The sequence below is a fragment of the Spirosoma luteolum genome, from assembly GCF_054778875.1.
In genome coordinates this window covers 99,609-126,290 of the sequence record NZ_BAAGZE010000022.1, presented here as the reverse complement: position 1 = coordinate 126,290, position 26,682 = coordinate 99,609, and the positions used below count along the sequence as shown (strand labels likewise).

The 26,682-nt window shown below is 57.9% G+C and carries 23 protein-coding genes; 14 read left to right on the top strand and 9 right to left on the bottom strand.

Annotated elements, in window-relative coordinates:
* The first annotated feature begins 182 nt into the window (after positions 1 to 182).
* The 5 genes from ccsA (ACYVAC_RS19760) (at position 183) to ACYVAC_RS19740 (ending at position 4,682) form a co-directional block, all read left to right on the top strand.
* On the top strand, positions 183 to 842 hold the full coding sequence (gene ccsA, locus ACYVAC_RS19760) for a cytochrome c biogenesis protein CcsA (protein WP_461099520.1): 660 nt from the start codon (positions 183 to 185) through the stop codon (positions 840 to 842).
* A gap of 55 nt (positions 843 to 897) precedes the next feature.
* The gene (locus tag ACYVAC_RS19755; protein WP_461099519.1) at positions 898 to 1,155 is read left to right on the top strand and encodes a CcmD family protein; all 258 of its coding nucleotides are present in this window, start codon (positions 898 to 900) and stop codon (positions 1,153 to 1,155) included.
* A 28-nt stretch (positions 1,156 to 1,183) separates the two neighbouring features.
* On the top strand, positions 1,184 to 1,624 hold the full coding sequence (locus ACYVAC_RS19750) for a cytochrome c maturation protein CcmE domain-containing protein (protein ID WP_461099518.1): 441 nt from the start codon (positions 1,184 to 1,186) through the stop codon (positions 1,622 to 1,624).
* Between the two features lie 82 nt (positions 1,625 to 1,706).
* The gene (gene ccsA / locus ACYVAC_RS19745; protein WP_461099517.1) at positions 1,707 to 4,394 is read left to right on the top strand and encodes a cytochrome c biogenesis protein CcsA; all 2,688 of its coding nucleotides are present in this window, start codon (positions 1,707 to 1,709) and stop codon (positions 4,392 to 4,394) included.
* 54 nt (positions 4,395 to 4,448) lie between these two features.
* Positions 4,449 to 4,682, top strand: coding sequence for a hypothetical protein (locus tag ACYVAC_RS19740; protein ID WP_461099516.1), 234 nt, complete (start codon positions 4,449 to 4,451; stop codon positions 4,680 to 4,682).
* Between the two features lie 80 nt (positions 4,683 to 4,762).
* Here ACYVAC_RS19740 and ACYVAC_RS19735 read toward each other — a convergent pair whose 3' ends face one another.
* Both ACYVAC_RS19735 and ACYVAC_RS19730 read right to left on the bottom strand, forming a co-directional pair.
* Positions 4,763 to 6,010: a dicarboxylate/amino acid:cation symporter gene (locus tag ACYVAC_RS19735; RefSeq protein WP_461099515.1), complete on the bottom strand. Its 1,248-nt coding sequence runs from the start codon at positions 6,008 to 6,010 to the stop codon at positions 4,763 to 4,765.
* A 149-nt stretch (positions 6,011 to 6,159) separates the two neighbouring features.
* Positions 6,160 to 6,609 (bottom strand): SRPBCC family protein, encoded by a 450-nt coding sequence (locus ACYVAC_RS19730; protein WP_461099514.1) that lies wholly within the window; start codon positions 6,607 to 6,609, stop codon positions 6,160 to 6,162.
* Between the two features lie 148 nt (positions 6,610 to 6,757).
* Between ACYVAC_RS19730 and ACYVAC_RS19725 the strand changes: the two genes are divergently transcribed.
* Together ACYVAC_RS19725 and ACYVAC_RS19720 are read left to right on the top strand one after the other, a co-directional pair.
* Complete coding sequence (locus ACYVAC_RS19725) at positions 6,758 to 10,690, top strand: hybrid sensor histidine kinase/response regulator transcription factor (protein ID WP_461099513.1); 3,933 nt, start codon at positions 6,758 to 6,760, stop codon at positions 10,688 to 10,690.
* A gap of 470 nt (positions 10,691 to 11,160) precedes the next feature.
* A complete protein-coding gene (locus ACYVAC_RS19720; protein ID WP_461099512.1) occupies positions 11,161 to 11,559 on the top strand; it encodes a LytR/AlgR family response regulator transcription factor in 399 nt (132 codons plus the stop codon).
* A gap of 86 nt (positions 11,560 to 11,645) precedes the next feature.
* On the opposite strand, the gene ACYVAC_RS19715 is transcribed toward ACYVAC_RS19720, so the two are convergent.
* From ACYVAC_RS19715 to ACYVAC_RS19705, 3 genes are all read right to left on the bottom strand, one after another.
* Complete coding sequence (locus ACYVAC_RS19715; protein ID WP_461099511.1) at positions 11,646 to 13,169, bottom strand: glycine--tRNA ligase; 1,524 nt, start codon at positions 13,167 to 13,169, stop codon at positions 11,646 to 11,648.
* Between the two features lie 255 nt (positions 13,170 to 13,424).
* Positions 13,425 to 14,174: a hypothetical protein gene (locus ACYVAC_RS19710; RefSeq protein ID WP_461099510.1), complete on the bottom strand. Its 750-nt coding sequence runs from the start codon at positions 14,172 to 14,174 to the stop codon at positions 13,425 to 13,427.
* 186 nt (positions 14,175 to 14,360) lie between these two features.
* Entirely contained in the window at positions 14,361 to 14,993 is a 633-nt protein-coding gene (locus ACYVAC_RS19705) for a class I SAM-dependent methyltransferase (protein ID WP_461099509.1), read from the bottom strand.
* Between the two features lie 149 nt (positions 14,994 to 15,142).
* Between ACYVAC_RS19705 and ACYVAC_RS19700 the strand changes: the two genes are divergently transcribed.
* Entirely contained in the window at positions 15,143 to 15,637 is a 495-nt protein-coding gene (locus tag ACYVAC_RS19700) for a methylated-DNA--[protein]-cysteine S-methyltransferase (protein WP_461099508.1), read from the top strand.
* Positions 15,638 to 15,655: 18 nt separating this feature from the next.
* Positions 15,656 to 16,291 (top strand): DNA-3-methyladenine glycosylase family protein, encoded by a 636-nt coding sequence (locus ACYVAC_RS19695; protein WP_461099507.1) that lies wholly within the window; start codon positions 15,656 to 15,658, stop codon positions 16,289 to 16,291.
* 16 nt (positions 16,292 to 16,307) lie between these two features.
* Here ACYVAC_RS19695 and ACYVAC_RS19690 read toward each other — a convergent pair whose 3' ends face one another.
* The 4 genes from ACYVAC_RS19690 to ACYVAC_RS19675 form a co-directional block, all read right to left on the bottom strand.
* Complete coding sequence (locus tag ACYVAC_RS19690; RefSeq protein ID WP_461099506.1) at positions 16,308 to 17,687, bottom strand: DUF4403 family protein; 1,380 nt, start codon at positions 17,685 to 17,687, stop codon at positions 16,308 to 16,310.
* 61 nt (positions 17,688 to 17,748) lie between these two features.
* Positions 17,749 to 17,913 (bottom strand): FeoB-associated Cys-rich membrane protein, encoded by a 165-nt coding sequence (locus ACYVAC_RS19685; RefSeq protein WP_461099505.1) that lies wholly within the window; start codon positions 17,911 to 17,913, stop codon positions 17,749 to 17,751.
* Between the two features lie 17 nt (positions 17,914 to 17,930).
* On the bottom strand, positions 17,931 to 18,485 hold the full coding sequence (locus ACYVAC_RS19680; protein ID WP_461099504.1) for a YfiT family bacillithiol transferase: 555 nt from the start codon (positions 18,483 to 18,485) through the stop codon (positions 17,931 to 17,933).
* Positions 18,486 to 18,545: 60 nt separating this feature from the next.
* A complete protein-coding gene (locus ACYVAC_RS19675) occupies positions 18,546 to 19,361 on the bottom strand; it encodes an inositol monophosphatase family protein (RefSeq protein WP_461099503.1) in 816 nt (271 codons plus the stop codon).
* Between the two features lie 127 nt (positions 19,362 to 19,488).
* Here ACYVAC_RS19675 and ACYVAC_RS19670 point away from each other — a divergent pair, with 127 nt between their 5' ends.
* The 5 genes from ACYVAC_RS19670 to ACYVAC_RS19650 all read left to right on the top strand — a co-directional run bounded on the left by ACYVAC_RS19670 (position 19,489) and on the right by ACYVAC_RS19650 (position 26,658).
* A complete protein-coding gene (locus ACYVAC_RS19670; RefSeq protein ID WP_461099502.1) occupies positions 19,489 to 20,502 on the top strand; it encodes a threonine aldolase family protein in 1,014 nt (337 codons plus the stop codon).
* A gap of 39 nt (positions 20,503 to 20,541) precedes the next feature.
* A complete protein-coding gene (locus ACYVAC_RS19665) occupies positions 20,542 to 22,140 on the top strand; it encodes a GNAT family N-acetyltransferase (protein ID WP_461099501.1) in 1,599 nt (532 codons plus the stop codon).
* A 110-nt stretch (positions 22,141 to 22,250) separates the two neighbouring features.
* Positions 22,251 to 22,664 carry an Rrf2 family transcriptional regulator gene (locus tag ACYVAC_RS19660; RefSeq protein WP_461099500.1) on the top strand — a complete coding sequence of 138 codons (414 nt, stop codon included), beginning with the start codon at positions 22,251 to 22,253 and terminating at the stop codon, positions 22,662 to 22,664.
* Positions 22,665 to 22,728: 64 nt separating this feature from the next.
* A complete protein-coding gene (locus ACYVAC_RS19655) occupies positions 22,729 to 23,373 on the top strand; it encodes an NAD(P)-dependent oxidoreductase (protein ID WP_461099499.1) in 645 nt (214 codons plus the stop codon).
* Positions 23,374 to 23,619: 246 nt separating this feature from the next.
* Positions 23,620 to 26,658 carry a SusC/RagA family TonB-linked outer membrane protein gene (locus ACYVAC_RS19650; protein ID WP_461099498.1) on the top strand — a complete coding sequence of 1,013 codons (3,039 nt, stop codon included), beginning with the start codon at positions 23,620 to 23,622 and terminating at the stop codon, positions 26,656 to 26,658.
* Positions 26,659 to 26,682: the final 24 nt, after the last annotated feature.

Here is a 26,682-nt window from a genome sequence, read left to right as displayed (position 1 = left end):
ATACGGTATACAGTTTACAGTGTAGCATCGGTTGATGGGACGAGCCTGAAAACAACCTGCTGAAACCAGACCAGACGCCCTGCTGAAAACTGAAAACAGGGTACTGAAAACCAAAAATAGCCTGCTGGAACCTGTGTTCTGAAAGCGGAAAACGACAAACTGAAAACCGATCAACATTACCCATGAAAAAAAACTGGTGGAAAGCCCTGGCGGTGGTGATTCTGAGCTACGTAATCCTGAAAGGGTTGCTGGGTACGGTACCGCGCCAGCCCATCCTGAACGAAAGCATCCGGAATGTGTACTTCCACGTACCGCTTTGGTTCGGCATGATTATTCTGCTGCTTACCTCGGCTATTTATTCGATCAGGTACCTCCGCAACGGCCGGCCCGATCAGGATCGCATTGCCGTTGAATTTGCCAACACAGCCATCCTGTTTGGGGTACTGGGCTGCGCGACCGGTTCGCTGTGGGCCAACTTTACCTGGGGCGAGCCCTGGCCCAACGATCCCAAGCTCAACAGCGTGGCCGTGGGTATGCTCATGTATCTGGCCTACCTCATCCTGCGGGGCTCGTTCGACGATGAGCAGCGCCGGGCCCGCGTATCGGCGGTCTACAACATCTTCGCTTTCGCCGTGTTCGTACCGCTGATTTTCATCGTACCCCGCCTGACCGACTCGCTCCACCCTGGCAACGGCGGCAACCCCGCCTTTGGTAAGTACGACATGGATAATGCCATGCGAACCGTTTTTTACCCCGCTATCATCGGGTTTACCCTGCTGGGGGTCTGGATAACGGAATTACGCGTCAGAATGCGCCGGTTGCAGGCCGCACTCGATGAGTAAAGCCGGAATGATTCCCCCCTTTTTTTCGTTTATCAAGCACGTACCGGATTCTGCCATGCGTTTCTTTTCGTCTCTTTCGTTTTTATTGGCAGCCCTGCTGCTCCACAGCCAGACCCTGCTGGCCCAGCAACCCACAACCGGCGGTGTCGACATGGCCGATCAACTCCGGGCCGACGGCAAAATATGGGTTGTTGTGGCGGTTATCGCGGTCGTGTTTATCGGCATCGTGCTCTATCTGGTGCGGCTCGACAATCGGCTGGGCAAGCTTGAAAAAGAAAGCCAGCAAAAACCAACTAACTCCCTCCACGTCTGATTACGGCCCCTGCGGCTTCTGAACAGGTATGAAAATTTCACACATCATCGGCATCGTCGTTATTGCACTCGCCATCGGTATCATTGTCTCGACCGCCGGCGACGCCAGTTCCTACGTCACCTTTACACAGGCACAAAGCCTGGCCAAAGACGGCGACGACAAACAGATTCACGTGGTGGGCAAAGTGCAGAAAGATGCGCAGGGCCGGATCACCGACATGCTCTACAACCCTTCGATCGACCCCAACCATTTTGAGTTTACGCTGATCGATAATGACAACAAGCCCCAGAAAGTGGTTTACAACAGCCCCAAGCCACAGGACTTCGAGCGGTCGGAGCAGATTGTCGTGGTGGGTGCCATGCAGGGCGACCATTTTCAGTGCAACAAAATTCTGCTGAAGTGCCCCTCGAAATACCAGGACGGCAAGCTCGAAACTACCGAGCACGAAGCAAAAACAGCCCAACTTTAAAAAGGCGAATCGGTGAACGGGTAAAAGAGCGGTCGCTGTACGCCACGCTTGGTTGCCCGTTCGCACGTTCACTCGTTGACTTATGATACATACCACAGTCGGGCAACTCGGCCATTTTCTTGTCATTCTGTCGTTCGTAACGGCACTTGTCGCCACGGTGGCTTACTTTATTTCGGCCATTGGCAAGCCCGCGCTGGCGAGCGGCACGGCCGACGAGGAAGAGCTGCAGCTGGCCTATGCCGGCGATGACATGGCGTCGTTTGGTGGGAAGAAAGCCCGCCAGCGGACTGCCCGCCCCACGGCCCAGGCCTCGGCGCCCCCCGCCCGGGACGACTGGCGGACACTGGCCCGTTGGGCGTTCTACCTGCACGGACTCGCCGTGGTGGGGGTAGGAGCCTGCCTCTACTGGATTATCTACAACCATTATTTCGAGTACCATTACGCCTGGAGTCACTCGTCGCGGGCGCTGCCGGTGCAGTACGTTATTTCGTGTTTCTGGGAGGGTCAGGAAGGTTCTTTTCTGCTCTGGCTTTTTTGGGATGCCATGGTCGGCGCCCTGCTGATCCGGACGGCCGGCAAGCTCTGGGAAGCGCCCATGATGGCCATCTTCGCCCTGGTGCAGGCTTTTCTGGCATCGATGATTCTGGGCGTGGTGTTCGGCGATACGTTCAAGATTGGCTCCTCGCCCTTCCTGCTCCTGTCGGAGGCTATGCCCGACGCGCCTATTTTCACGGCCGACCCCAACTTCATCCCGAAGGATGGCAATGGCCTGAACCCGCTGCTGCAGAACTACTGGATGGTTATTCACCCACCCACGCTGTTTCTGGGCTTTGCCCTCACGCTCGTGCCGTTTGCGTTCTGCATTGCCGGTCTCTGGCGCAACCAGCCGTTCAACTGGATTCGGCCGGCCCTGCCCTGGACGCTCTTCGGCGCCATGGTGCTTGGCGTGGGCATTATGATGGGCGGCTACTGGGCCTATGAAACCCTGAACTTTGGCGGGTACTGGAACTGGGATCCGGTTGAAAATGCGGTCTACGTACCTTGGCTTGTGATGGTAGGTGCCCTGCACACCATGCTCATTGCCAGAAAAAACAGTACGGGGCTCAAAACGGCCATTATCCTGACCATCACCACCTTTCTGCTGGTGCTTTACTCCACCTTCCTGACCCGATCGGGTATTCTGGGCAACGCATCCGTACACTCATTTACCGATCTGGGCCTGTCGGGGCAGTTGCTTGTGTATCTGCTTGTGTTTGTCGGCCTGGCCGTTGCGCTGGCCGCCTGGAAATGGAAACAGATTCCGACCGACGAAGCAGAAACCTCTGTTTATACCAAAGAATTCTGGCTGTTTATGGGTTCGCTGGTGCTGTGTCTGGCCGCTTTCCAGGTCATTGCCACCACGTCGATTCCGGTCTACAACAAAGTACTGGAACTGTTCGGCAAGATTTCGAACCTGGCCCTGCCTGCCGATCAGATTGCCCATTACAACAAGTTTCAGGTTTGGTTTTTCGTGGTCATTGCCCTGCTGACCGGTGTCGGCCAGTTTATGTGGTGGCGCCGGATCGAAGGTCATAACTGGGAAGCCCTTATCACGCCCGGTATTCTCACGCTGCTGCTTAGTGCGGGTATCATTGCCTACGGTTCGATCAGCAACCCCGTGTATATGGCCCTGCTGGTTGCCGCCCTGTTTGCCCTGATGACCAACGGCACCATCCTGCTCAACATTTTCCGGGGTAACTACCGCCTGTCGGGGGGTGCCATTTCGCACATGGGTATGGCCCTGATGCTGATTGGTATTCTGTACTCGGCTGGCTTCACCAAAGTCATTTCGATCAACGACAGCGGTCTGCTGATTTCCAAGCAGGACGAGTTTACCAAGAACGACAATAAGGAAAACAAGGAGAACAAACTGCTGTGGCTCAACCAGCCCGAAAAAATGGGCCCCTATCAGCTGACCTACCGTGGGCAGCGGATCGAAGCCCGCGACGTGCCGGGCTACATTCCCCGCCGGGATATTGCGCTGATCGAGGGCGACAAAACGTTCAACTTCCACGGCATTGCCCAGCGCGACATTGTGCAGGATGGCAAGCTGTACCACAAAAAAGGCGATACGCTGGCGCTCTACCCCGAAAACACCTATTACGCCGTAGAGTACCGTGAGCCGGGGGGTAAAATCTTTACGCTCTATCCCCGCGCCCAGGTCAATGAGCGCATGGGGCTGTTGGCGTCGCCTGATATTCGCCATAAAACCGACCGCGACATGTACACCTTCGTGTCGTCAGTACCCGACCCCAATGCGGAAAATAAATGGGAGAAAACCGAAACGTACTCCGTTGCCATTAAAGACACGTTCTTCCTGAACGACTACGTGGCCGTACTGGACGACGTAACCCGTACGACCGACGTCGACGGCATTACGCTTAGCCCGTCCGATGCGGCCGTTCGGGCCCGGGTTCGGGTTATGAGCAAGACTGGCGAGCAGGTGCTGACCCCTGCCTTTGTCATCAAAGACCGGATGGTGGCGCACCCCGCCGAGGTTAGCGACGAACTGGGGGTTCGGATTCAGCTGAACGAGATCGATCCCCGCACCGGCAAGTTCACGTTTGCCGTGAACCGCACCCAGCGCGATTACATCGTGATGAAAGCCTATGAAAAGCCGTTGATCAACCTGCTCTGGATCGGTACGCTCATCGTGGTTATCGGCTTTGCCATTGCCACTGTCCGGCGCTACCGCGAATTTGCCAAGATGCGAGCTAAAGGAGCGCTGTAGAAACGCCTGCTTAACCGGAATCGGTGGCAGCCAGCAACGTCCACCCCGAAAACTATGAAACTGAAGCTGAACGAAATACTGCTGCTTTCGGCCGGGGCCGGCTTCCTGATCCTCTGGATTGCCGAGTATCAGCGTACCACTTTTGCCGATAGCTATTGGCTGATGATGCTGTCGCTGGGCTGTATGCTGGGCTTCCAGTATATCAAAAACAAGCGGCTGGAGCGTGAGAAAGCCATCTCACCAACCATCAAACAAATGGCTGAAGACCGCAGCAAAAAGAAGAAATAAGCCTTGCCCATCGGTCAACACCCTACGAAAAAACCCGGCTGATTAGCCGGGTTTTTTCGTAAATGATACGATTGATTTGCCTACACCGTTACGTCATCGGCAGCCGGGAGGGGCTCCGTCCGGAATTCGCCTTCCCACTTCGAGATTACGCAGGTGGCCACGGCGTTGCCGGCCACGCTGGTAGCGCTGCGGCCCATATCGAGCACCTGATCGATACCGAGCAGCAGAGCCAGCCCCTCGATGGGCAGGTTGAAGAGCGACATGGTACCGGCAATCACAACAAGCGACGCGCGCGGCACACCAGCGATACCTTTAGACGTAATCATCAGCGTCAGCATCATCGTGATCTGCTGTTCGATCGAGAGCGGAATATGGTAGGCCTGCGCAATAAACGCCGTTGCGAAGGTCATGTACAGCATCGACCCGTCGAGGTTGAACGAATAGCCAAGGGGCAGCACAAACGAGATAATCCGCTCCGAGCAGCCAAACCGGCGCAGGGCTTCGATAGTCTGCGGGAACGACGCTTCCGAACTGGCCGTGCTGAACGAGAGCACCATGGCATTCCGAATTTCGCGCAACAGCGCCAGATACGGAATCCGAACGACCAGACAGATGGCAGCCAGAATGACAAACACGAAGAAGAGCAGCCCCCCGAAGAAACACAAAATCAGGTAGGCATAGCCCGTCAGGATACCGAGCCCCTGCTGTGCCACCACGGCAGCAATGGCGCCCAGCACGCCAAAGGGTGCAAACGACATCACGTAGCCCGTCACCTTGAACATGGCGTGCGACAGCGCGTCGAGTGCCTTGATAAGCACCTTACCCGTATCGCCGATCGAACCGACGGCAATGCCGAAGAAAATGCTGAACACCACGATCTGCAGGATTTCATTACTGGCCATTGCCTCGATGAAACTCGTCGGCACGATGTGCGTAATGAAGTTATCGAAGGTGAGTTTCTGCACTTCTACGCCCGTATCGGTGCCTTTAGGCGGCAGCGGCAGACTCATCACCTCACCGGGCTTCATGATATTGACGACCAGCAGCCCGACGACCAGCGACAGGATGGTGGCAAAATAAAAATACGCCAGGGTTTTCAGGCCGATACGCCCGACCGTACCGAAGTCGCCGAGCTTGGCAATGCCAACCACGAGGGTGGCAAACACCAGCGGCCCGATGATCATCTTGATCAGGCGCAGGAAGATTTTTGACAGAATGTTGAGATCAGTGCCCGAAAAGCCTGAATCCGTTACGGGAAACAGATAGCCGATCAGCACACCGATTACCATCCCCAGAAAAATGCGGGTGGTTAAGTTAGGTAGCTTCATGTAGACGGAATTGGGATATTGACAAAAGTAGCGCAATATGCGCAGTTGCGAAAACTTCCCCGCATCCGGTCCCGGAACCGGGACCTATACCCCGGTAGCAGGGAGGGTTTAAATCCCTTTCCCATCAAATGTTTATATTGCCGATCAATTCAGCCGACTAACCGACCGAAGATGCGTCGGTAGATAGGCCGTCTATACGCAAATTGTATCCACAACAATGGAAAGAACAGGTAATTGGTTAGCCGAAAGGGCGTCGAAAAGGTAATGGCATCGACGATGCAGGTGCCGCCGTCGGGCCGCCGTTCGAGCCCGTGCCGATGATGCCACCGGGCCAGAAAAAACGGCAGCTTCGTGCCTTCATCGATAAAATAGATCTCGGCAGGCGTCGTTTGCTGATCAGTGATCGTACTGATCCAGTCCTGTTTGAAAAGCAGGAAGTTGAGTCGCAAATGGACGATATCGCCGGTGAGGCAGCCGTCGAAACGGACAACCTCGACGGGCGGAAAAGGAGGGCTGAGCTGGTCGAACAAGGTTCGGTTGAAACCAGCCCAAACCGTTTCCAGCGGTTGCGCAACCGGCGTTTTTAGCGTTAGCTTCATGAGACAGGTGGGTATGGCCCCTTTAGGGTAGTAGTCGTTTGTTGCTCTTCCTCTTAAACCCAAAAAGCAGGGATTCCGTTACGTTAATTTCGATCGGTTCAAGCCCGTCGGTTGCCCCCGGTCCAGAAAAGCCTGCTCTCCACGAATTATGCATCGGTTTACATACCTGGTTGGCTGGTTTGTACTGTTGCTCCTGTTCCTGCCGGAGCCAGGCCGGGCAACGCCCCTGCTTCCCCTCGACCACCTGACAGTGCGGAACGGGTTGCCCCAGGGCTTTGTCAAATCCATTGTACAGGATCGGCGGGGCTTTATGTGGTTCTCGACCCGCGATGGGTTGTGCCGGTACGATGGGGTGCGCTACAAAGTCTTTCACCACGACCCGCTCAACCCCCTGTCGCTTTCGTTCAGCAGCATCTACGAAATCCGGGAAGACCCCTCGGGCCGACTCTGGCTCCGCACCGAAAACAACCAGGTCGATCTGTTCGACCCTGTTTCCGAGCAGGTTGTCCGGGCTTCGGCCAGCCCCGCCTTTCAGGCTGCCGTCGGCACCGATCTGCTTACCGCCATTGCCCCCGATCGGCGGGGCGGAGTCTGGGTCGGTACGGCCAGCCGGGGCTTTTTCAGACTGTCGGCCCGGGGTGAGGTTTCTCAGCATACCTGGCGGCCCACTACGACGCCGGCGCCTACCATCTACACGCTGCTGCTGAGCCAGTCGGGCACGTTGTGGGTCGGCACGGGGCTGGGCCTTTACCGGGTTCCGGCCAAAGGGCCTGTCCGCGTCTTCCGCACGCAGAATGGGTTAGCCGCCAACCGCATTGCGTCGCTTTATGAGCGGGCCAATGGCGAGCTGATGATTGGTACGGCGGGGCAGATCAGCGTGTTCGACCCCCGCACCACAATTGTCCGACGTGTCATTACCATACCCGATCGCGAACCCACCCCGCTGGTGACGCGCAGCCCGGCCGGCGACGAATTTATCAACCTTTACCGATACACCGATGCCGGTGGACTGCTGCCACTGCCCATAGCGCCCCTGCCTTCCTACTCATCGCCCATCTGTTCGCTCATCGACCGGTCGAACACGCTCTGGCTGGGTACCAATGGCAGTGGCGTGCTGAAGGCGAACCTTACGCCGAACCCTTTCACCGCCTGGCCAACCATTAATTTTCCGGTTGCCTGGCTCACGCAGCAGCTTGGGCTCCCGGCCGACGCCATTCCCGATGGGGTGCGCAACCACAGCGCGTTTGGGGTGCGCACGCAGTTCGACAAGCGGGGTACGCTATGGCTCAGCGGCCCAACGCTGCCGTTGATGCGCTACGATCGGCAGGCCGGTCAGTTTAGGCGCCTGGCGCCGAAAGGCTTACCCGACACCGGTCCCTACCGGGGACTGATGCTCCATACGTTTACGACCGATGCCAACGACGATTTGTGGGGGCTGGCCGATAACACGGGGCAGCACATGATTCGATACAACCGGGAGCAGCAGCGATTCCAGGCCTGGCCACTGCTGCCGGCAACGGCACCGGCCAGTCCCGTTCTGGACATGACCGTTGATGGCGGGCACATTTACCTGGCCACGCAGGACCAGGGTCTGGTGCGGGCCGACCTGGCGACCCGGCGCCTGATCCGGTGGCATGAAAACCCGGCCAGTCCAACGGCCCTGCCCACACGGTCGTTGCTCAGCCTGGCTCAGGACCCGCTCCAGTACAATTACCTCTGGATCGGCACGTACGGCAGTGGCCTCTGCCGGCTCGATAAGCATACCGGCGCCATCAGAACGTTTGGCTGGGCCGAAGGCTTACCCAATAATGTCATCTACGGCATCCAGCCCGACGGGCGGGGCCACCTCTGGCTCAGTACCAATCAGGGTTTATGCCGCTTCGATAGCCGTACCTTCGAGGTTCGCAACTATACCACCGATGATGGCCTGCCCGCCGATGAGTTCAACCGGTTTCAGGACATCCGGCTGCCCGATGGCCGGCTGGTATTTGGGGGGGTTGGCGGCTACACCTGTTTCAGCCCCGACGCCATCCGCGACGATTCGTTTCAGCCCGCCATCGCCCTTACCGACGTACGCATCAACAACCGCGGTATCGCCACGGCCGGCCCCGATTCGCCCATCCGCTCGGTTATCGAGCAGACCAACTCGCTCGATCTCAACTACCGCCAGAATTACCTTTCCTTCGACTTTGCTGCCCTTCAGTACAATCAGACCGGCAAGAATCTGTACCGCTACAAACTGATCGGACTCGACCCCGACTGGGTGTACAGTGGCAGCCAGACCACCACTACCTATACCAACCTCTCACCGGGAACCTACACTTTTGTGGTCAATGCCTCGAACACATCGGGCGTCTGGAGCCCCCACACCCGTCAACTGCGCATCCAGATCCGGCCGGCCCCCTGGGCAACCTGGTGGGCTTATACCGCCTATGGCCTGTTGCTGATCGTTGGGGTCATGCTGTTTGTGCGGGTGCGGGTCAGGCGGATACGGCTGCAAAGCGAAATGGCCCTGCGCGATCAGGAAACCCGGCAGCTGCGTCAGCTCGATCAATGGCGATCCCGCTTTTTCGCCAATGTCACGCACGAGTTCCGCACGCCACTGACCCTGATTCTGCCCCCGCTCGAAGATGCGCTGCATGAGACCACCAACCCCGACCAGCGCAATCGCCTGACTATGGTGCATCGGAGCGCGAGTCATCTGCTGCGACTGATCAACGAACTGCTCGACATTGCCCGAATCGAAGCCGGGGCCCTGCCGCTGGCTCCCGTTCAGGGTGATCTGGTAGCCTTTATTGGCCAAACGGTGGGCACCTTTCACGACGAAGCGCAGCGTCACAACGTGCGCCTTACGTTTCAGCCCTCCCTACCGTCGCCCTACTACTGGTTCGACCCCGACAAGCTGGAGAAAATCATCAATAACCTGCTCAACAACGCCCTCAAGTTTACGCCTGCACAGGGCCATATCGATGTGACGCTGACACTCGAGCAGCCCACTACCCCTGACAAGCTGGCTCTGGTCAGGCTTGCGGTGGTCGATACAGGAACGGGGATCGAGGCCGACAAGCTGAATCATATCTTCGAGCGGTTTTACCAGGCCGACAGCACCCGCCCGGCCGGTGGGTCAGGCATTGGCCTCTCGTTCGTGAGCGAGCTGGTCGAGCTGATGCAGGGTAATATTCGGGTCGAAAGTCAGCCGGGGCAGGGCGCTACGTTCCTCATCGACCTGCCGCTACGTCCGGCCGAAGATCTGCAGCCACGGCCCGAGTCGGCAACGGTCCCGGCCCCGGCCACAGCCGACGACACCGATCTGCGCCCCCTGATTCTGGTAGTCGAGGACAACGACGAGATTGCCCACCTCATCGTGAAAACGCTGGGTGATGCCTGGCAGGTGAAACGCGCCGGCAATGGGCAGGCGGGTCTCGATCTGGCCCTGGCTACAGGACCTGACCTGATCATCACGGACCTGCTCATGCCGGTTATGGATGGCATGGCCCTCTGCCGGGCCCTGAAGGCCAATCCGGCCACCAACTACATTCCCATTCTGATGCTGACAGCCCGCTCCGACGCGGCCAGCCGGCTGGAGGGCTTGTCGGCCGGTGCCGATGATTACCTCGCCAAGCCGTTTCAGGTCGACGAACTGCGGTGGCGGGTGCGCAACCGCCTGGAGCAGCAGCGCCGGGTGCGCGATCATCAGCGCAGTCAGCTGCTGGGACAGGGCCACCTGCCCATCAACAGTCCTGAGCCCGAAGATTCATTCATGAACCGGGTCTATGCCGTGATTCAGGCCGAACTCGACAATTCAGAATTTACCGTTGCCAACCTGGCCGACGCGGTCAGCCTGAGCCGGATGCACCTGAACCGGAAAGTAAAGGCCCTCACCGGCCTATCGCCCAATGAACTGATCCGGGTAGTGAGGCTACAGCGTGCCAGCGAACTGCTGCTGGGCCAGTCGCCCGTTTCCAGCGTTGCCTACGCGGTGGGGTTCGATACGGCGGCTTACTTCTCCAAAGTTTTCAAGGACCATTTTGGACTCACCCCCTCTGAGTACGTCGAGAAAAACCGGCAGCGCCAGTTGTAACTACGACTGGTTACGCGCCCCCGTCCCCCCTGCCGGGAGGGCAGGGTTGACAGCTGCGCTTTGCCTGCCCGTTAGCCATCAGTAAGCCGGCAATCAATTGATGATTGGCCCAGCACCCGTACGGATACCTGGCCCCTGACCCACCCTGCCTGTTGCGTTTGCCCCCTCCCTATACCAAGGTTGCTCAGCGACCTTCTACCGGTATATCCAGATTTCCACTAGGGAACATAGTTTAAAAGCCAGCAAACCCAATTTTCCCATAAACACCTGTTTACCAACAACTTAAAGCACCATCTTACAAAACAGGCTTCGATTATTCATGGCTTTCCATACACGCAAAATGACCGTTCATCCCCGATGTTACGAATTTGATAGTGCATGTTACGTATGAAAAAGAGGGTCATTCTCGCATTGGTTATCATTGCAGTATCCTTTTTTTCTGCTCTTTCTTACACCTATCGAGAATACGTATGACTTACTTTTCATCGACCACACCTGTGGCCCGTACCATTCCATCCGACTGGCCACCCCTTAAACTGTATCTCCGCGAATCGGGCCGGCAGTCGTTTCCGGTTGGCGATCTGGTCTACATGCAGGCCGTTGCCAATTATAGCTGGCTCAACTGGATGGATGGCCGGCGCATGCTGATGCCCCGCACGCTTAAATACTACACGCCGAAACTCCCAGCCGAATGGTTTATCCGGCTTCACCGCAACTGCGTGGTCAACCGCCGGTATATCGAGCGACTGGAGCGCACCGATGCGGGGGGTATTGTTCACCTTACCACGGGCGATCAGCTGCTGGTGTCGCGTCGGCGCTGGAGCACCGTTCGCCGGCAGCTCGTTAACCTGATGCCGCAGCTCAATTAGCTGACCGATACACAACAGAAGAGGGGGTGTCGACCCGAACCAGCTGGTTTAGTCGACACCCCCTCTTATTGTTTCCTGGAACCGGCTTACATCTGCTCGAGTACGCGCTCCATCGATACAGCCTGCCCGATGCGGCTTTTCAGCTCGGCAATGGGCACTCGCTCCTGTTCGGTTGTGTCGCGATAGCGAATCGTAACGGTATCATCCTCCAGCGTCTGGTAATCGACGGCGATACAGAAGGGCGTACCAATCAGGTCCTGGCGGGTGTACCGCTTCCCAATGGCATCACGCTCCTCGTAGACCACCCGGAATTCTGAGCGCAGGCTTTTTACGATCTGCTCGGCTTTTTCGGGCAGGCCATCCTTGCGCACCAGTGGGAACACGGCGGCTTTCACCGGCGCCAGGGCCGGGTGCAGTTTCAGGTAGGTACGCTCTTTGGTCTGCTCATCGACGCCCGGCGTGCCCGACGTAACGGTTTCTTTGGTGAAGGCATTGCAGAACGTAGCCAGAAACAGCCGGTCGGCGCCAACTGACGTTTCAACCACATAGGGAATGTAGTTGCCGTACGGTTTGCCCGTAGCCGGGTCTACCTCGTTGTCGAAATACTGCTGCTTTTTGCGGCTCAGTTCCTGGTGTGCTTTCAGGTCGAAGTCGGTACGCGAGTGAATGCCTTCCATTTCGCGGAAGCCAAAGGGAAACTTGTATTCGATATCGACGGCAGCATTGGCGTAGTGAGCCAGTTTCTCGTGGATGTGAAACTTCAGCTTCTCGGCGGGCAGGCCAATGGCCTGGTGGAACTTCATGCGCGCATCGCGCCACCGTTCATACCATTCCATTTCGGTGCCAGGACGCACAAAGAACTGCATTTCCATCTGTTCGAACTCGCGCATCCGGAACGTAAACTGCCGGGCTACGATCTCATTCCGGAAGGCTTTCCCGATCTGGGCAATCCCGAACGGTACTTTCATCCGACCGGTTTTCTGCACGTTCAGGAAATTGACAAAAATCCCCTGGGCCGTTTCAGGCCGGAGGTAAATCAGACTGGCATCTTCGGCCAGCGAGCCCACCTGCGTCGAAAACATCAGGTTGAACTGCCGTACCTCGGTCCAGTTATCGGTACCCGACACGGGGTCTTTGATGCCCTCGGCAATGATCAGGTTGCGAACGCCTTCCAGGTCGTTGTCGCCCAGCAGGCGACCCATTTCCTGCAGCAGGGCCGTGCTGCGGGCTTCGTCGCCGGCGTTGGCGTATGCCTCAGCCTTCAGTTCGAGCAGCTGGTCGGCCCGGTACCGCTTTTTCGAATCGCGGTTGTCGATCATCGGATCGTTGAACGAATCGACGTGACCCGAGGCCTTCCAGGTGAGGGGATGCATGAAAATCGACGCGTCGATCCCGACCACGTTGTCGTGGAGTTGGGTCATGGCTTTCCACCACAGCGTTTTCAGGTTATTTTTAAGCTCGACGCCGTTCTGCCCGTAATCGTAAACGGCCTGCAGGCCATCGTAGATTTCAGACGACGGAAATACGAAGCCGTATTCCTTGGCGTGGGCGATAATGTCTTGCAGCGTTGCGGCCGGGGTATCGGCAGCCGAATTCGGAGTAGTGTTCATACGTGGCACAAAAGTACGATAACCCGTAAAAAAGGCCCGTACATTCATCGGCATTTTCAGCAAATCCCCGGCGGCCTGCTCAGCCACCCCCTCGGGCCCGTGCTTTTCGGGCCGGGTGGTCTGTTTCCAGCCCCGGCTTCTCGCCGGTCATCGCCCAGTGGCCACAGCCTGTACGTTTCTAAAACAGCCATGGGCTGGGCCAGGCCCAGCCCATGGCTGATACGGTTATCAAAATCGCCGGCACGCGCCCCCGGGTCAGGCCTCAGCCTGGAGCTTGCGCAGCTGGCTGATGTACTGGTCGGTTCGGCTGGCTTTTAGCATGCGCAGGTGACGCTGCCGGGCCTGTTCCATAAATTCAGCACTCAACTCACCCCGCACGCGGGCCCGGGGGGCGGTTCCGGTCGCCGGTGTTTTCGTCATCAGCGCAAGCAAACGCTCGGTATGCGCCTGGTGGGCCTGGGCGCCATCCGTAATCTGGGTAAGCAGTTGCCGGTAGGTGGCATCGGGGATTTTCCCATGCAGCGCGGCTACCGTGGCGGTCATGGTCGCAAAATCCAGCGAACCGGCGCTCACCAAGTGTTGCAGGTAATACTGGGTAACACCGGGCTGTGCGGCCGACCGAAGGCCATACTGGTTTAGCAGCGCCCGGGCGTAAAGTTGCTGAAACAGATTGACAATGGGTTCTCCGTCGTGTTCGGCCATAAACGCCCGGTACTGCTGGTCGGCCTGCTGCCAGCTCAGCGTAGTCGCCTGGCCGGAGTCGGGTACAATAATCGGGTTCAGGGCCATCAGCCGCCGTTGCAGGTTGGCGTAGTTGCGGGCGCAGTCATCGTTTCCGCCACAAAACCGCTCATTGCTGACGGGGACTTCGGCAAACAGGCGCCGGTTTACCAGAATCGGTTGCGTATCGCCCGATGCATCGGCCCGAAGCGCTTCATTGACCGTACTGGACTGGCAGGCAACGCCCGTAGCGACGAGGGCGACAAAAATGGATAGCCGTTTCATGTGTATGCGTGGATTATACAGTAGAATCAACGGAAACAAACCCGGCTGAAACCTGGCCAAGTATACGAGTCAGTTTTTTTTCACAAAACCGGTTATCGCTTCTTTATCTATCGGTTAGTAATCACACCAAAATACCAGCCGGGCAGTGCTGGTTAACCGGAAAGTCGGGGCAAACAGAGGCCCCTGTTATCGCTTGCTTCCCACCAGCACCATACTTTTCCAGAAATGCGGAAACCGGCCAATACCCTCGAACTTGGGATCGGAGAAACCCGTGTCGATAAAGAGCTGCCGCAGCGACTGCCGGCTGAAAAACTTGACGTGGCCACCGTACCACAGGGGGGCATGGTGGGTATCCCACTTGTCGAGCAGGCAGATGGCCAGGTTTTTCCAGTAGCCGTGAAACGGTGTCGTAACCAGCAACCGGCCATTGGGGGCCAGTACACCCGAGGCAAAGGCAAACAGCTGGTGGGGGTTGTACAGGTGTTCGACCACTTCGGTCGACACCACCAGGTCAAACAGCCCTTCCTGCATAACCAGCTGCGCCGGGTCGTCCTGCACTCCGTAGGCGTAGAAGCGGAGGCCCGGGTACGTTTGCCGAGCAATCTCGACGCCCTGTTCGTCGAAGTCGGTACCCACAACCTCGTAACCCGCCCGGGCCAGTTCGGCACAGAGTGCTCCATTGCCCGAGCCCAGATCAAGAATCCGGCGGGGCTGAAGCTGGCGAACCAGCTCCATCACCTTGGGCGTCACATAGTTGCAGGAATGGGGTGCTTCGGCGGTGGTCCAGTCGTACACCCGGTTTTTCTGTTCAGCAATCATTGCTTAAGCGGATAGAGGATTAGGGAATATTCGTTACCAGTTCTGTCGTAAATTCGCCAATCCTACCGAATCACCCAAGTGTTATTTCATAAACGGTAGGGTCTATAGGCCATTCGTCTGGTTCTGCGCTGGCCCCCGCCCCTGTCTGTATGACTACTCATATCGTTACGTCTCCGCTCGGACTGGTTTGCATTTCGGGCACCGAGGCCGGCGTTTCGGCTATCAGCTGCACCCGGCTGCCCACCGATCAGCCGCCTGCTCAGGCATTACCCGCCCCCGTTCGGCAGGCCGCCGATCAGCTGGCGGAGTATTTCGCCGGCCAGCGGACCACCTTCGATTTTCCGATGACACCCGCCGGCACGCCGTTTCAGAAACGCGTGTGGGAAGCCCTGCTGACAGTGCCCTTCGGACAGACGGAGTCGTATGGGCAGCTGAGCAAACGCCTGGGCGACATAAAGGCCATTCGGGCCGTGGCCGCTGCCAACGGTAAAAATCCGCTCTGGATTGTGGTGCCCTGCCACCGCATCATCGGTGCCGACGGTTCGCTGACGGGCTATGCCGGGGGCCTCTGGCGCAAACAATGGCTGCTGGCCCACGAAGGCGCCCTCCCCGACCAGCAGCAGGGCCAGCTGCGCCTGTTCTGACTTATTGACCACTTACCAATGACGCCCGACGCCCTCAACCACCTACGGCAGGATGCCACCCTGGCCCGCATCATCGACCAGACCGACATCCCGACATCCGTGAGCGACTGGACCAACGATCTGTATCTGGCCCTGCTCGAAAGTATTGTCTCGCAGCAGATTTCCGTAAAAGCCGCCGATGCCATCTTCGGTCGGTTTCGGGGGCTCTTTCCCGACCGGTATCCGCATGCCGATGCCCTCCTGCTGCTTTCGACCGAGGAACTCCGCAGCGCGGGCCTGTCGGGCCAGAAGGTCAATTACCTGCGTAGTGTAGCCGAGTTTTCGCTGGCGAATGAACTGAGCATAGATTACGTAAATGGGCTCTCCGACGAGGAAGTGGTGCAGTACCTGATTCCCATCCGGGGCGTTGGCCGGTGGACAGTCGAGATGTTGCTGCTGTTTGTACTCGACCGGCCCGATGTGTTTCCGATCGACGATCTGGTCATTCGGCAACGCATGATGCGGGCCTACCCCGAGCAAACGACGGGCCTGACCGGCAGGGCGCTCTATGCGGCCCTCCACGCCATTGCCAACCAATGGAGCCCCTACCGCAGCACCGCCAGCAAGTACCTCTGGCGCTGGCGACCCGATACACCGCCCGTGGCTGCGCCATAGGCTCTGTTGTATAGGTTCAGATGCGCTGCACCGCAATCTTGACTTTCGAATCGACATGGATCAGTACCTGAACGCCGTCGGGACGGATCACTATTTTCCTGGGTACCAGTCGAAACGAATCGATATCGAGAGCGGTTTTCTTGCCTGCCCCGCCCCGGGCAAAGGCCTGCTCGATTTTACCGGGCAGTTCGGTAATTCCTTTCTGGAGCGGAATCACCAGGGCCGACTGCAGGGTATCGCGCAGGTTGTCGTGCAGCAGCCAGTCGGCCGTTTCGAGCAGGGTTTCCTTGGTTTCCACGTCGTAATCGACCTGCTGGATACGAAGCGTATTAGTAAGCGTGTCGTAATGCGGCTGCCCCCGGAAATACAGCGTGCCGTTCATAAGCCCTTTGATCTTGGTTTTCATGATCAGCGACGTACCGCCCCCCATCACTTCGGCATCTTCGATGCGGAGCCGCCCACCCGGCAAACCGGGTTTCTTCTCAACAATCGTTTTGTGCAGAATTCGGTTGATGTCGCTGTAGGCAACAAACGACAGCACGTGCAGACTCGACTGATCGGTTACGCGCTCCCGACGCATAAGCCGGGGTAATGGTTCGAGTTTGTCGAGGGTTGGCTCCGTGCCAATGTGCGTACCGACCCGAAAGGCAATCCGGAGCGGAATGATCAGCTCGTGGGCGTTCCCTTCGACGGGGGCCACGGCCACACTAAAGGGCTTGGGCATGAGCCACACTTCGCCGGGCGACTTGCTGATCCGGAGTGGTTTCTGCAGGTCGCGCCAGACTTTGGCCACTTCTTTGTCCAGCTTCAATTCGTCATGGACCGCCTGGTCGATGGCTTTTTCGATTTCGGCGCGCCGGTTTTTCAGAATTTTTTCGGCCAGCCCCGTAATGTTGATCTGAATACCCAACAGCCGGATGGCCGGTTTACGAATCCACTTGTAATTATCGAGCCGGGAGCGGGTTGTCAGGCGCCAGTTGGCCCCTACCGACAGCGGGGAGGCAAAATTGACCGACAGTTCGCAGAGGGTGCGGCTTTTCTTCTGCTTGCGCAGCCCGATGGGATTGCTGTAGAGCACCCGCAGCGGAGCCGAAAAAAAAGCTTTCTGATTGGCGTAGTGAATCTGAACGGGGCCCGTCCGCTCAACGCGCAGCCGCCAGGCTTCCCCCTTCTTGCCATGAAACGTTTCTTCCGTCACGAGCATCGGCTTGAGGGCCTGATTGACCTTGCGTTCGAGGGTCGGAATCGGAAACGAGACACGCCCGGCCAGGTATGAAACCGGATCGGGAATGGCAGGCTCATAAGCCTGAACCTCGGGCGTTTGGGTTTTAACCCGCTTACAGCCAGCCCCCGCAAGCAGGGTGACCAAAAAGCAAATCAGGTAAAATCGATTCATCGTGTGCGTGTATGGTGGTTACCTAAACGCCGTCGGATGATAAAATGTTAGGTAGTACCGCTTAGCGGGTTTTGCGACTATTTACGACAGCGGGCGTTCGGTTATCGGCCGCGCAGCCACACCCCTTGCCGCAGCCCGCCCGGCGCGTATCCAGGCTGCGGTAAATCCGGCGCCCCAGATACCCCAGGGCAACCAGAAAGATGAGTCCAATGATGAGTTCCTGCATACCGCCCTAACAGCGAATCAGTGCCAGCCGTTCCGTTCGGCCAGCCGGGCCGCGTGCTGGTAGTGGTGTTCGCCGTGCCAGACATAAAGGCCGGTCATATCGGCCAGCGTAAACGTCTGCTGCATACCGGGATGATAAAAGGTACGGCTGAAAGCCGCATCCGGCAGGCTCCGCAGCAGCGTCGTCCAGCGGAGGTGCAGCTGCGCCAGCAGATCGAGCGAAGGCCCCACGGGCAGTTGCGAATCGGCCAGTTCGGCCCAGGCGGTTTCGTCATAGGGCCGAATGGTGGGGTTCGTTTCGGTCAGGGCCAGCTTCGTTCGGGTATACACGTTGATGTGGCTATCGGCCACGTGGTGCACCAGCTGCCGCACGGTCCAGCCGTTGGGGCGGTAGGGCGTGTCGAGCCGCTCATCCGACCAGCCCTGCACCAGCGCCGTCAGTTTGGCGGGCAGGGCGGCCAGCGTGTCGACGTGCTGGCGGGCTTCGTCCAGCGAAACGGCCTGGGTGGGTGTGTAGCGGCCAATGGGGTACCGCAGCGCATCAATTTCGGGGGATTCGTAGGTGTTTTTCATGGGTATAGGCGTGAAACCGGGCAGCCTATCCGTTGGGCAGGCTGTCCGACTGGTCGTTCGTTATTTTGTCCAGAACTGATCGATAACCTGCCGCAGGGGGGCATGTACGGCACTGCCGGCCACCACATCGCCCCGGAACAGAAACGCGTCGCCCCCCGTGAAATCGGTGACCACGCCCCCCGCTTCGCGCACCAGCAGCACCCCGGCGGCCATGTCCCACGAGTTGAGGTTGTATTCATAAAAGGCTTCGAAGCGTCCGCAGGCCACGTAGGCCAGGTCAATAGCGGCCGACCCCATCCGGCGCAGGCCATGCGTCTGCTGCATCAGCACCTCCAGAATCTGCAGGTACGGCTGCATCTGATCGAACTGGTAATACGGAAACCCGGTTGCGATCAGGCTATCGCCCAGCTGCGTGGCCGTCGAGACCCGGATCGCTGTGGTTACCCCCTGGCGGGTCAGGTGCGCCCCGCCCCCCTGCCAGCCCCAGAAACACTCGTCACGATTTGGGTCATAGATGACCCCGGCAATGGGCGTGCTGCCCTGCGCCAGGCCGATGCTCACCGAAAACACGGGCAGGCCGTGGATAAAGTTGGCCGTACCGTCGAGCGGGTCGATAATCCAGTTGAGCGCCGTGGGGTCGGCCTCCTGCCCGGTGGTACCCTCTTCGGTGATGAAGCCGGCTTCGGGCAGCAGCGAACGTAGGCGGGCTACCAGTTGTTTCTCGGTTTCTTTGTCGACGTACGAGACTAGGTTGTTGAGGCCTTTGTATTCGATGGCATCGGGCTGGAAACGGCTGCGCTCCTGGAGCAGAAAAGCGCCGGCATCGGTAGCGATGGCGCAGAGTTGGGCGGTAAGCGGGGCTAATTCGAGCGTCACAGACTTGGTTGTATCGGTTGAACGTTGGGACAACGAAGCGCCCCTGTCGGGTCAAAACTACGGAATTTGCCGCGCCCGGCCGGCCCGGCGGCATACAATTCTCTTGTTTCTGACCGACCTTTGCCCCATGCTTATCGACCTACGCAGCGACACCGTTACGCGCCCCACGCCCGCCATGCGCGAGGCCATGTTTACCGCCGAACTCGGCGACGATGTACTGGGCGACGACCCCACCGTGCAGGCCCTGGAAGCCAAGGCCGCGGCCCTGTTCGGTATGGAGGCTGCCCTGTTCTGCGCCAGCGGCACCATGACCAATCAGCTGGCCATCCGCACCCACACGCGCCCCGGCGATGATGTGATCTGCGACATGCTCTCGCACGTGTATCAGTACGAAGGCGGGGGCATCTCGGTCAACGCCCTGGCTTCGGTGAGCCTGCCCCAGGGTGAGCGGGGCAAACTGACCCCCGACCTGATCCGGGCCCATATCTACAACCCTACCGACCCCCACAAGCCCCTGTCGCGGCTGGTGGTACTCGAAAACACGATCAACAAAGGCGGTGGCTGCTACTATACGATTCCCGAAATCTCGGCGATCCGGCAGGTTTGCACCGAACACAACCTGACCCTTCACCTCGACGGTGCCCGACTCTTCAACGCGCTGGTCGAGACTGGCGACCCCACCACGGCCTACGGGCAGCTGTTCGACTCGATCAGCATCTGTCTCTCCAAGGGGCTTGGCTGCCCAGTCGGGTCGCTGCTGATTGGCCGGGCTGATTTCATCGCACAGGCCCGCCGGTTTCGCAAACTGATGGGCGGTGGCTGGCGACAGGCTGGCTTGCTGGCGGCAGCGGGTATCTACGCCCTCGACAACCACGTTCAGCGGCTGAAAGTCGATCACCTGCGCGCCCGGCGAATCGGTGCGATGCTGGCCCAGCGCACCGATATCGAGGAAATATACCCCATCGACACCAACATCGTGATTTTCCGGCTCCCCGAAACCCTTTTAGCTACCGATTATGTTGATCAACTGGCAGCAAAGGGAATCCGCGCCGTTACCTTTGGCAGGCACCTGGTCCGTTTCGTTACGCACCTCGATCTAACCGACGAGCTGATGGACGAATTGGCCCGGCGGCTCCGGTAACCAGCACGATCGGCAACCCCGTTTCATCATTACTCAGGTATGCACATTCAGACCAGAACCTTACAGAAAGACGATTATCAGGACCTCAAAGAGGCCATGATTGAAGTATACAGCGGCATCGGTGGCGATTATTGGGAGAAAAGCAAGATCAACAAGCTCCTCCACATCTTCCCCGAAGGCCAGTTCTGCGTCGAAGTGGATGGGAAAGTGGTAGCCTGTGCACTCTCGATCCGGGTCAAGTACGACCAGTTTGGTGACAACCATACGTACTACGAAATAACCGGCGGCTACACCTTCAAAACCCATAGCGACGAAGGCGACTACATGTACGGCATCGAGGTATTTGTACACCCCGACTACCGCGACCTGCGCCTGGGCCGGCGACTCTACGATGCCCGCAAGGAAGTCTGCGAGCAACTGAACCTGAAAGGCATTGTGGCGGGCGGCCGGATTCCGAACTACAACAAGTTTGCCGGCGAACTGACCCCACGGGAGTACATCGCCAAAGTCAAGCAGAAAGAAATCTACGACCCCACGCTTACCTTCCAGCTCTCCAACGATTTCCACGTCCGGAAAGTCCTGCGGGGCTACCTGCCCGGCGATACCGAATCGAAAGAGTACGCCACGCTGCTCGAGTGGATCAATATCTATTACGTCGACGAAAAGAACAAGAAGCCGCATACCGACTCCATTATCCGCCTGGGCGTGATTCAGTGGCAGATGCGGCTCTTTAAAAACCTCGATTCGTTTCTCGATCAGGTCGAGTTTTTCGTCAACGCCGTGAGCGATTACCGGGCCGACTTTATGGTACTGCCCGAGTTTTTCAACACGCCCCTCATGGCCGAATTCAACGACCTGCCCGAACCGGTCGCCATTCGTAAACTGGCCGACTATACTGAGCGCGTCCGCGAAAAGCTCTGCGAACTGGCCATTTCCTATAACGTCAACATCGTGGGTGGGTCAATGCCGCTTGTCGATGAGGATGGTAAGCTGTATAATGTGGCTTACCTCTGCCGGCGCGATGGCTCGTTTGAAGAGTACCGCAAAATTCATATCACCCCCAACGAAGTGAAACACTACGGCATGGTGGGTGGCTACGAAATCCGGGCATTCGATACCGATTGCGGCAAAATCGGGATGCTGATCTGCTACGACGTGGAATTCCCCGAACTGGGCCGTATTCTCTCGGAACAGGGTATGCAGATTCTGTTCGTGCCGTTCCTGACCGATACGCAGAACGGCTACTCGCGGGTACGGCACTGCGCACAGGCCCGCGCCATCGAAAACGAATGCTATGTGGCCATTTCGGGCTGCGTGGGCAACCTGCCGAAGGTCCACAACATGGATATCAACTTTGCCCAGTCGGCGGTATTCACCCCGTCCGACTTTCAGTTTCCGACCAATGCGGTGAAAGCCGAGGCAACGCCCAACACCGAAATGGTGCTGATTGCGGACGTCGACCTGAGTCTGCTGAAAGAACTGCACGAACACGGCTCGGTGCAGGTGCTTAAAGACCGCCGGACCGATCTATACGATGTGACGCTTAAAAAAGCCGCCCGGAAGGCGCTGAAACAAAAGAAAGCCTCCCCAGACAATGATCCGGAAGCGGTGGCTCCACTCATCGTGGTAGCCGATTAACGTAACCGAGCCAGACTAGTTTACGGCTGATCCCGCAGCGCCCACCCAGGTACTGCGGGATTTTTTTTATGCCCGGCGAACTACAATACTGTAACAATCGTTCATACAGTATGAATGGTCGTTTCCCCATCGCTATGCACATCATGACCCTGCTGGCCAGCACCGACGGGGAGTGGGTGTCATCTGATTTTCTGGCCGGAAGCATCAACATCAATCCCGCCCTCGTTCGAAAGGAGATTGTTGCCCTCCGGCAGCAGGGGCTGGTCAGTAGCCGCGAAGGTAAAAACGGCGGCAGTGCGCTGGCCAAACCAGCCCATCAGATTCAGCTTGCCGACATTTACAGGGCTACGCGTACCGAAGCAGGCCCGCTGCTGGGCCGGGCTCGAAACACCCCTAATCCGGCCTGCCCCGTTGGCCGGCAGATCAACACGCACCTGACCACGCTCTTTACCGAAGCCGAGAAGGCTATGCTCGACCGCCTGTCGATCCAGTCGCTGGCCGAATTCGTGGCCCGGTTCGGCTAAAAAATTTTACCCCAAACTGCATCAATTTTACTTACAGATCAATTAACACTCCTTCGCTTACCTTATGAAACTCGCCATCATTGGAGCCTCGGGCTTTGTTGGAATCAACGTACTAACTGAAGCCCTGCAACGTGGTCATTCGGTGACCGCCATCGTGCGGAATGCCGATAAGATCACAATCACCCACCCCGCCCTGACCGTAGCGGCCGCCGATGCCACCAATCCCGATGAACTGGCTCCCCTGCTGGCCGGGCAGGATGCCGTTGTCAGCTCGTTCAACGCGGGCTGGACCAATCCCGACCTGTATAATGCGTTTCTGACAGGGTCGAAAGCCATCGAAGCGGGGGTAGAAAAAGCTGGCGTCAGCCGATTGCTGGTTATCGGGGGTGCCGGCAGCCTGGAGGTTGCGCCGGGTGTGCAGCTAGTGGATACGCCCCAGTTTCCGGCCGATTACAAAGCCGGTGCTACGGCCGCCCGCGATTACCTAACCCACCTGCGCCAGAACACTACGCTCGACTGGACCTTCCTGAGTCCGGCGATCGAACTGGTACCGGGCAAACCGACGGGTACGTTCCGGCTCGGTACCGACCAGCCCGTATTCGACGCGCAACACCACAGCCGTATTTCGGTGGGGGACCTGGCCGTGGCGATTCTGGATGAACTTGAAAAGCCACAGTTTATCCGGCGTCGATTTACAGCCGCCTACTAAACGGGCCAAGCAGTCCGAAGCGGGGTCTGTCATGCACAATAAGGTGCGTGGCAGACCCCGATTATTTTTCTGCCGGCGCAGATTTATACGGACTCGACATTGTCGCAGTACTCATTATTTTGACCAAAACATATCAATACATAGTACCGCTATCCTATCTATTTGTAAAATTTTATCTTTAAAATTCCACTTTCAACAAAACAAATAGTTACTTTGTGGTAAAACAAAAACCTATCAAAAGGCTATATGAACAGAAAATTACTCATTCTTTTCTGGGCAATACTGGGCCTATCGACCCGTATTTATGCTCAGGATCAGGCAATTTCTGGTCGGGTTACTGACCCAACCGGAGCCCCGGTACCGGGTGCCAGTGTGGTGCTGAAAGGCCGTACCGTGGGTACAAACACCGATGCCGGCGGTAATTTTCGGCTAAATGCGCCCCCCAACGGTACGCTGGTTATTAGTTTCATCGGGCTGGCCACCAAAGAAGTGGCCATTGGCAACCGCACCAACATTACGGTGCAGCTGGCCGACGGCGATCAGCAGCTTGAAGAGGTTATCGTGACGGGTCTGGCCACCAGTGTGAAGCGCTCCAATGCGGCCAACGCCGTAACCAGTATCGGGGCGCAGCAACTCACGGGTGTCACCAAGCCGCAAACCGTTGACGGTGCCCTGAACGGGAAAGTCCCGGGCGTGCAGATCACGGCCAACAGCGGTGCACCCGGTGGGGGTTTCTCGGTGAAACTGCGCGGTATCTCGTCGGTAACGCAGGCATCGGAACCCCTCTACATCATCGACGGCGTCTATATCGACAACTCGCAGTTTTCGACGGGTGCCGGTACGGGCTCCTTTAACCGGGCTACGTCGCAGACGGCGGGTACGCAGGATCAGGCCAGCAACCGCCTGGCCGACATCAACCCCGAAGACATCGAGAATATCGAAGTCCTGAAAGGCCCTTCGGCAGCCGCTATTTACGGTACCCGCGCCAACGCCGGGGTTATTATCATTACCACCAAGAAAGGCAAAGCCGGCCGCACCACGGTCAACTTCGGTCAGGATATCGGGTTTGCCGAAGCCAACAAATTTGCCAACATGGCCTCCTCGCCCTGGAACCTCGACAAAATCAACAACGGGGTATTCCTGGTTTCGAATGCCGACATGCTGGCGCTCTACAATGCGGCCGGTGGCGACAACGCCAAACGCTACGACTACGAGCGGGAGATTTATGGCAACAAGGGGCTGCTGCGCAACACCAAGCTGAACGTGTCGGGCGGAACCGATAAACTGCGGTACTTTGTGAACGGCAGTGTGCTGAGCGAAGATGGTATTCAGAAGTACACCGGCTTCAAGCGCAACTCGCTGCGGGCCAACGTCGACGCTAAACTCTCGGATCGGATCGACCTGTCGGTGGGCTCGAACTACGTCAACTCGTCGTCGTCGCGTTCGTTCAGTGGTAACGACAACAACGGTGTATCGCTGGGGTATAACCTGGCTTACCTCCCACCCTGGCTCGAGCAACACCCCGATGCCAACGGCAACTACCCCGAAAACCCGCTGACCGGTCAGAACATCTTCCAGGTGGTCGACAAAATGCGGAACACGGAATCGACCAACCGCTTCATCCAGTCGGCCACGGTGAATTTCCGGCTGATCAACACCAACACCCACCAGCTGAAGCTGGCCCTGCAGGGCGGTGTCGATTACCTGTCGAGCGAAGCGCAGGCCTACGCCCCCAGCGACATGCAGTACTTCCGGGCCGGTGGTTCGGGACTGGGTTATTTCGGCGCCGTGCGCAACACCACGAGCCGTAACTTCAACTTCAACGCCCAGGCTTTTCTGGTCGATAACCTGCAGGTCAACGCCTTCAATTTCACCACCTCGGTTGGTACGGTTCGGCTGACCAACAACAGCGTGCAGTCGTACATCGAAGGCCGCGGTCTGAAGCCAGGCCCCGTGCTGAACCCCAATACTGCCGACAGCCGCGTAACGGATACGTACCTGACGCGGGCGCAGGATGTAGGCGTGGTCGGTCAGGAAGAAATCAACTGGCGCGACCGGGTGATTGTAACGGGTGGTATCCGCTTCGACAAGTCGAGCCTCAACGGCGACAACACCAAATTCTACGCTTTCCCCAAAGCGTCGGCGGCTGTCAACATCGCCAACTTCGATTTCTGGACCAACAAGAATACCGTTTCGGCCCTGAAAGTACGGGCGGCCTACGGGCAGACAGGTCGCTCGGCTTCGTTCGGAAACACCTTTACCTCGCTGGGCAACGTGGCCATCGACGGCAAATCGGGCGTTGTGGTGCCGGCTGTGCTGGGTAACGCCAATGCCGCTCCCGAGACGGCTTCGGAGGTAGAAGCCGGTCTGGACATGGGCTTCTTCAACAACCGGCTGACGCTCGAAGCTACCGTCTACGACAAGCGCGTTCTTAACTTCCTGTATCAGTATCAGCTGGCTCCCAGCACCGGCGCCAGCCAGATCAACGCCTTTCCGGTGGGCGACCTGCAAAACAAAGGGCTGGAGCTGAGCCTAACCGGTCAGGTTCTGAAAGGATCGGCCCTGAGCTGGACCTCCACGCTGAACTACTGGCTCAACCGCACCACCGTTACCCGGCTGAGCGTACCCCGCTTCGCGGTGCCCTCGTCGGGCTTTGGCGGCTTCGGTACCAATCAGATCATTCAGGGCCAGTCGCCAACGGCCTGGTATGGTTCGCCCTACGCGGCCGACGGAACCCCAACGGCCTACGACAACTCGCAGCCCCGCTTCCAGCTGTCGTCGTACAACAACTTTACCTTCCTGAACAACTTCACCTTTGCCTTCCTGGTGCACTGGAGCTACAAGAACTACAACTCGACGCTCAACCAGGAACTGATGGACGAAGGCGGTACGTCGCCCGACTGGCTCGACAAATCGAACCTTTACAAAGCTGAACGCAGCGCAGCCGGCCTGGGCGATGGCAGCACCTTCAACGGCGTTGCCCGGATCTACGGCAGCCCCGGCGTAACCACCCGGCAGTTTATTCAGGATGCCAGCTTTGTGAAGATCCGCGAGGTATCGCTGTACTACACGGTGCCGAAAACCATCTTCGGCAAGCTGTTGGGCAACGCGGTGTCGGCCATTAAAGTGGGCGCTTCGGGCAACAACCTGTTTGTCTTCAGCAAGTACGTTGGCTACGACCCCGAAGCATCGAACTTCGGTAACCGCCCCATCGGTACGGGTGTCGACCTGTTGTCGTTCCCGGCCTCCCGGCGCGTGTTTTTCCACCTGAATGTAACGTTCTAATTCTGGCTTCTTTTCTGAACGAGA

What these genes read in the sequence shown, in the direction of transcription:
- ACYVAC_RS19730 (WP_461099514.1), bottom strand. Translation starts at nt 6,609, where the DNA reads ATGAAGCTAACGCTAAAAACGCCGGTTGCGCAACCGCTGGAAACGGTT.
- ACYVAC_RS19655 (WP_461099499.1), top strand. Translation starts at nt 22,729, where the DNA reads ATGAAACTCGCCATCATTGGAGCCTCGGGCTTTGTTGGAATCAACGTA.
- ACYVAC_RS19680 (WP_461099504.1), bottom strand. Translation starts at nt 18,485, where the DNA reads ATGAAAAACACCTACGAATCCCCCGAAATTGATGCGCTGCGGTACCCC.
- ACYVAC_RS19650 (WP_461099498.1), top strand. Translation starts at nt 23,620, where the DNA reads ATGAACAGAAAATTACTCATTCTTTTCTGGGCAATACTGGGCCTATCG.
- ccsA (WP_461099517.1), top strand. Translation starts at nt 1,707, where the DNA reads ATGATACATACCACAGTCGGGCAACTCGGCCATTTTCTTGTCATTCTG.
- ACYVAC_RS19685 (WP_461099505.1), bottom strand. Translation starts at nt 17,913, where the DNA reads ATGCAGGAACTCATCATTGGACTCATCTTTCTGGTTGCCCTGGGGTAT.
- ACYVAC_RS19735 (WP_461099515.1), bottom strand. Translation starts at nt 6,010, where the DNA reads ATGAAGCTACCTAACTTAACCACCCGCATTTTTCTGGGGATGGTAATC.
- ACYVAC_RS19705 (WP_461099509.1), bottom strand. Translation starts at nt 14,993, where the DNA reads ATGATTGCTGAACAGAAAAACCGGGTGTACGACTGGACCACCGCCGAA.
- ccsA (WP_461099520.1), top strand. Translation starts at nt 183, where the DNA reads ATGAAAAAAAACTGGTGGAAAGCCCTGGCGGTGGTGATTCTGAGCTAC.
- ACYVAC_RS19665 (WP_461099501.1), top strand. Translation starts at nt 20,542, where the DNA reads ATGCACATTCAGACCAGAACCTTACAGAAAGACGATTATCAGGACCTC.
- ACYVAC_RS19700 (WP_461099508.1), top strand. Translation starts at nt 15,143, where the DNA reads ATGACTACTCATATCGTTACGTCTCCGCTCGGACTGGTTTGCATTTCG.
- ACYVAC_RS19725 (WP_461099513.1), top strand. Translation starts at nt 6,758, where the DNA reads ATGCATCGGTTTACATACCTGGTTGGCTGGTTTGTACTGTTGCTCCTG.
- ACYVAC_RS19695 (WP_461099507.1), top strand. Translation starts at nt 15,656, where the DNA reads ATGACGCCCGACGCCCTCAACCACCTACGGCAGGATGCCACCCTGGCC.
- ACYVAC_RS19660 (WP_461099500.1), top strand. Translation starts at nt 22,251, where the DNA reads ATGAATGGTCGTTTCCCCATCGCTATGCACATCATGACCCTGCTGGCC.
- ACYVAC_RS19690 (WP_461099506.1), bottom strand. Translation starts at nt 17,687, where the DNA reads ATGAATCGATTTTACCTGATTTGCTTTTTGGTCACCCTGCTTGCGGGG.
- ACYVAC_RS19715 (WP_461099511.1), bottom strand. Translation starts at nt 13,169, where the DNA reads ATGAACACTACTCCGAATTCGGCTGCCGATACCCCGGCCGCAACGCTG.
- ACYVAC_RS19755 (WP_461099519.1), top strand. Translation starts at nt 898, where the DNA reads ATGCGTTTCTTTTCGTCTCTTTCGTTTTTATTGGCAGCCCTGCTGCTC.
- ACYVAC_RS19750 (WP_461099518.1), top strand. Translation starts at nt 1,184, where the DNA reads ATGAAAATTTCACACATCATCGGCATCGTCGTTATTGCACTCGCCATC.
- ACYVAC_RS19740 (WP_461099516.1), top strand. Translation starts at nt 4,449, where the DNA reads ATGAAACTGAAGCTGAACGAAATACTGCTGCTTTCGGCCGGGGCCGGC.
- ACYVAC_RS19720 (WP_461099512.1), top strand. Translation starts at nt 11,161, where the DNA reads ATGACTTACTTTTCATCGACCACACCTGTGGCCCGTACCATTCCATCC.
- ACYVAC_RS19710 (WP_461099510.1), bottom strand. Translation starts at nt 14,174, where the DNA reads ATGAAACGGCTATCCATTTTTGTCGCCCTCGTCGCTACGGGCGTTGCC.
- ACYVAC_RS19670 (WP_461099502.1), top strand. Translation starts at nt 19,489, where the DNA reads ATGCTTATCGACCTACGCAGCGACACCGTTACGCGCCCCACGCCCGCC.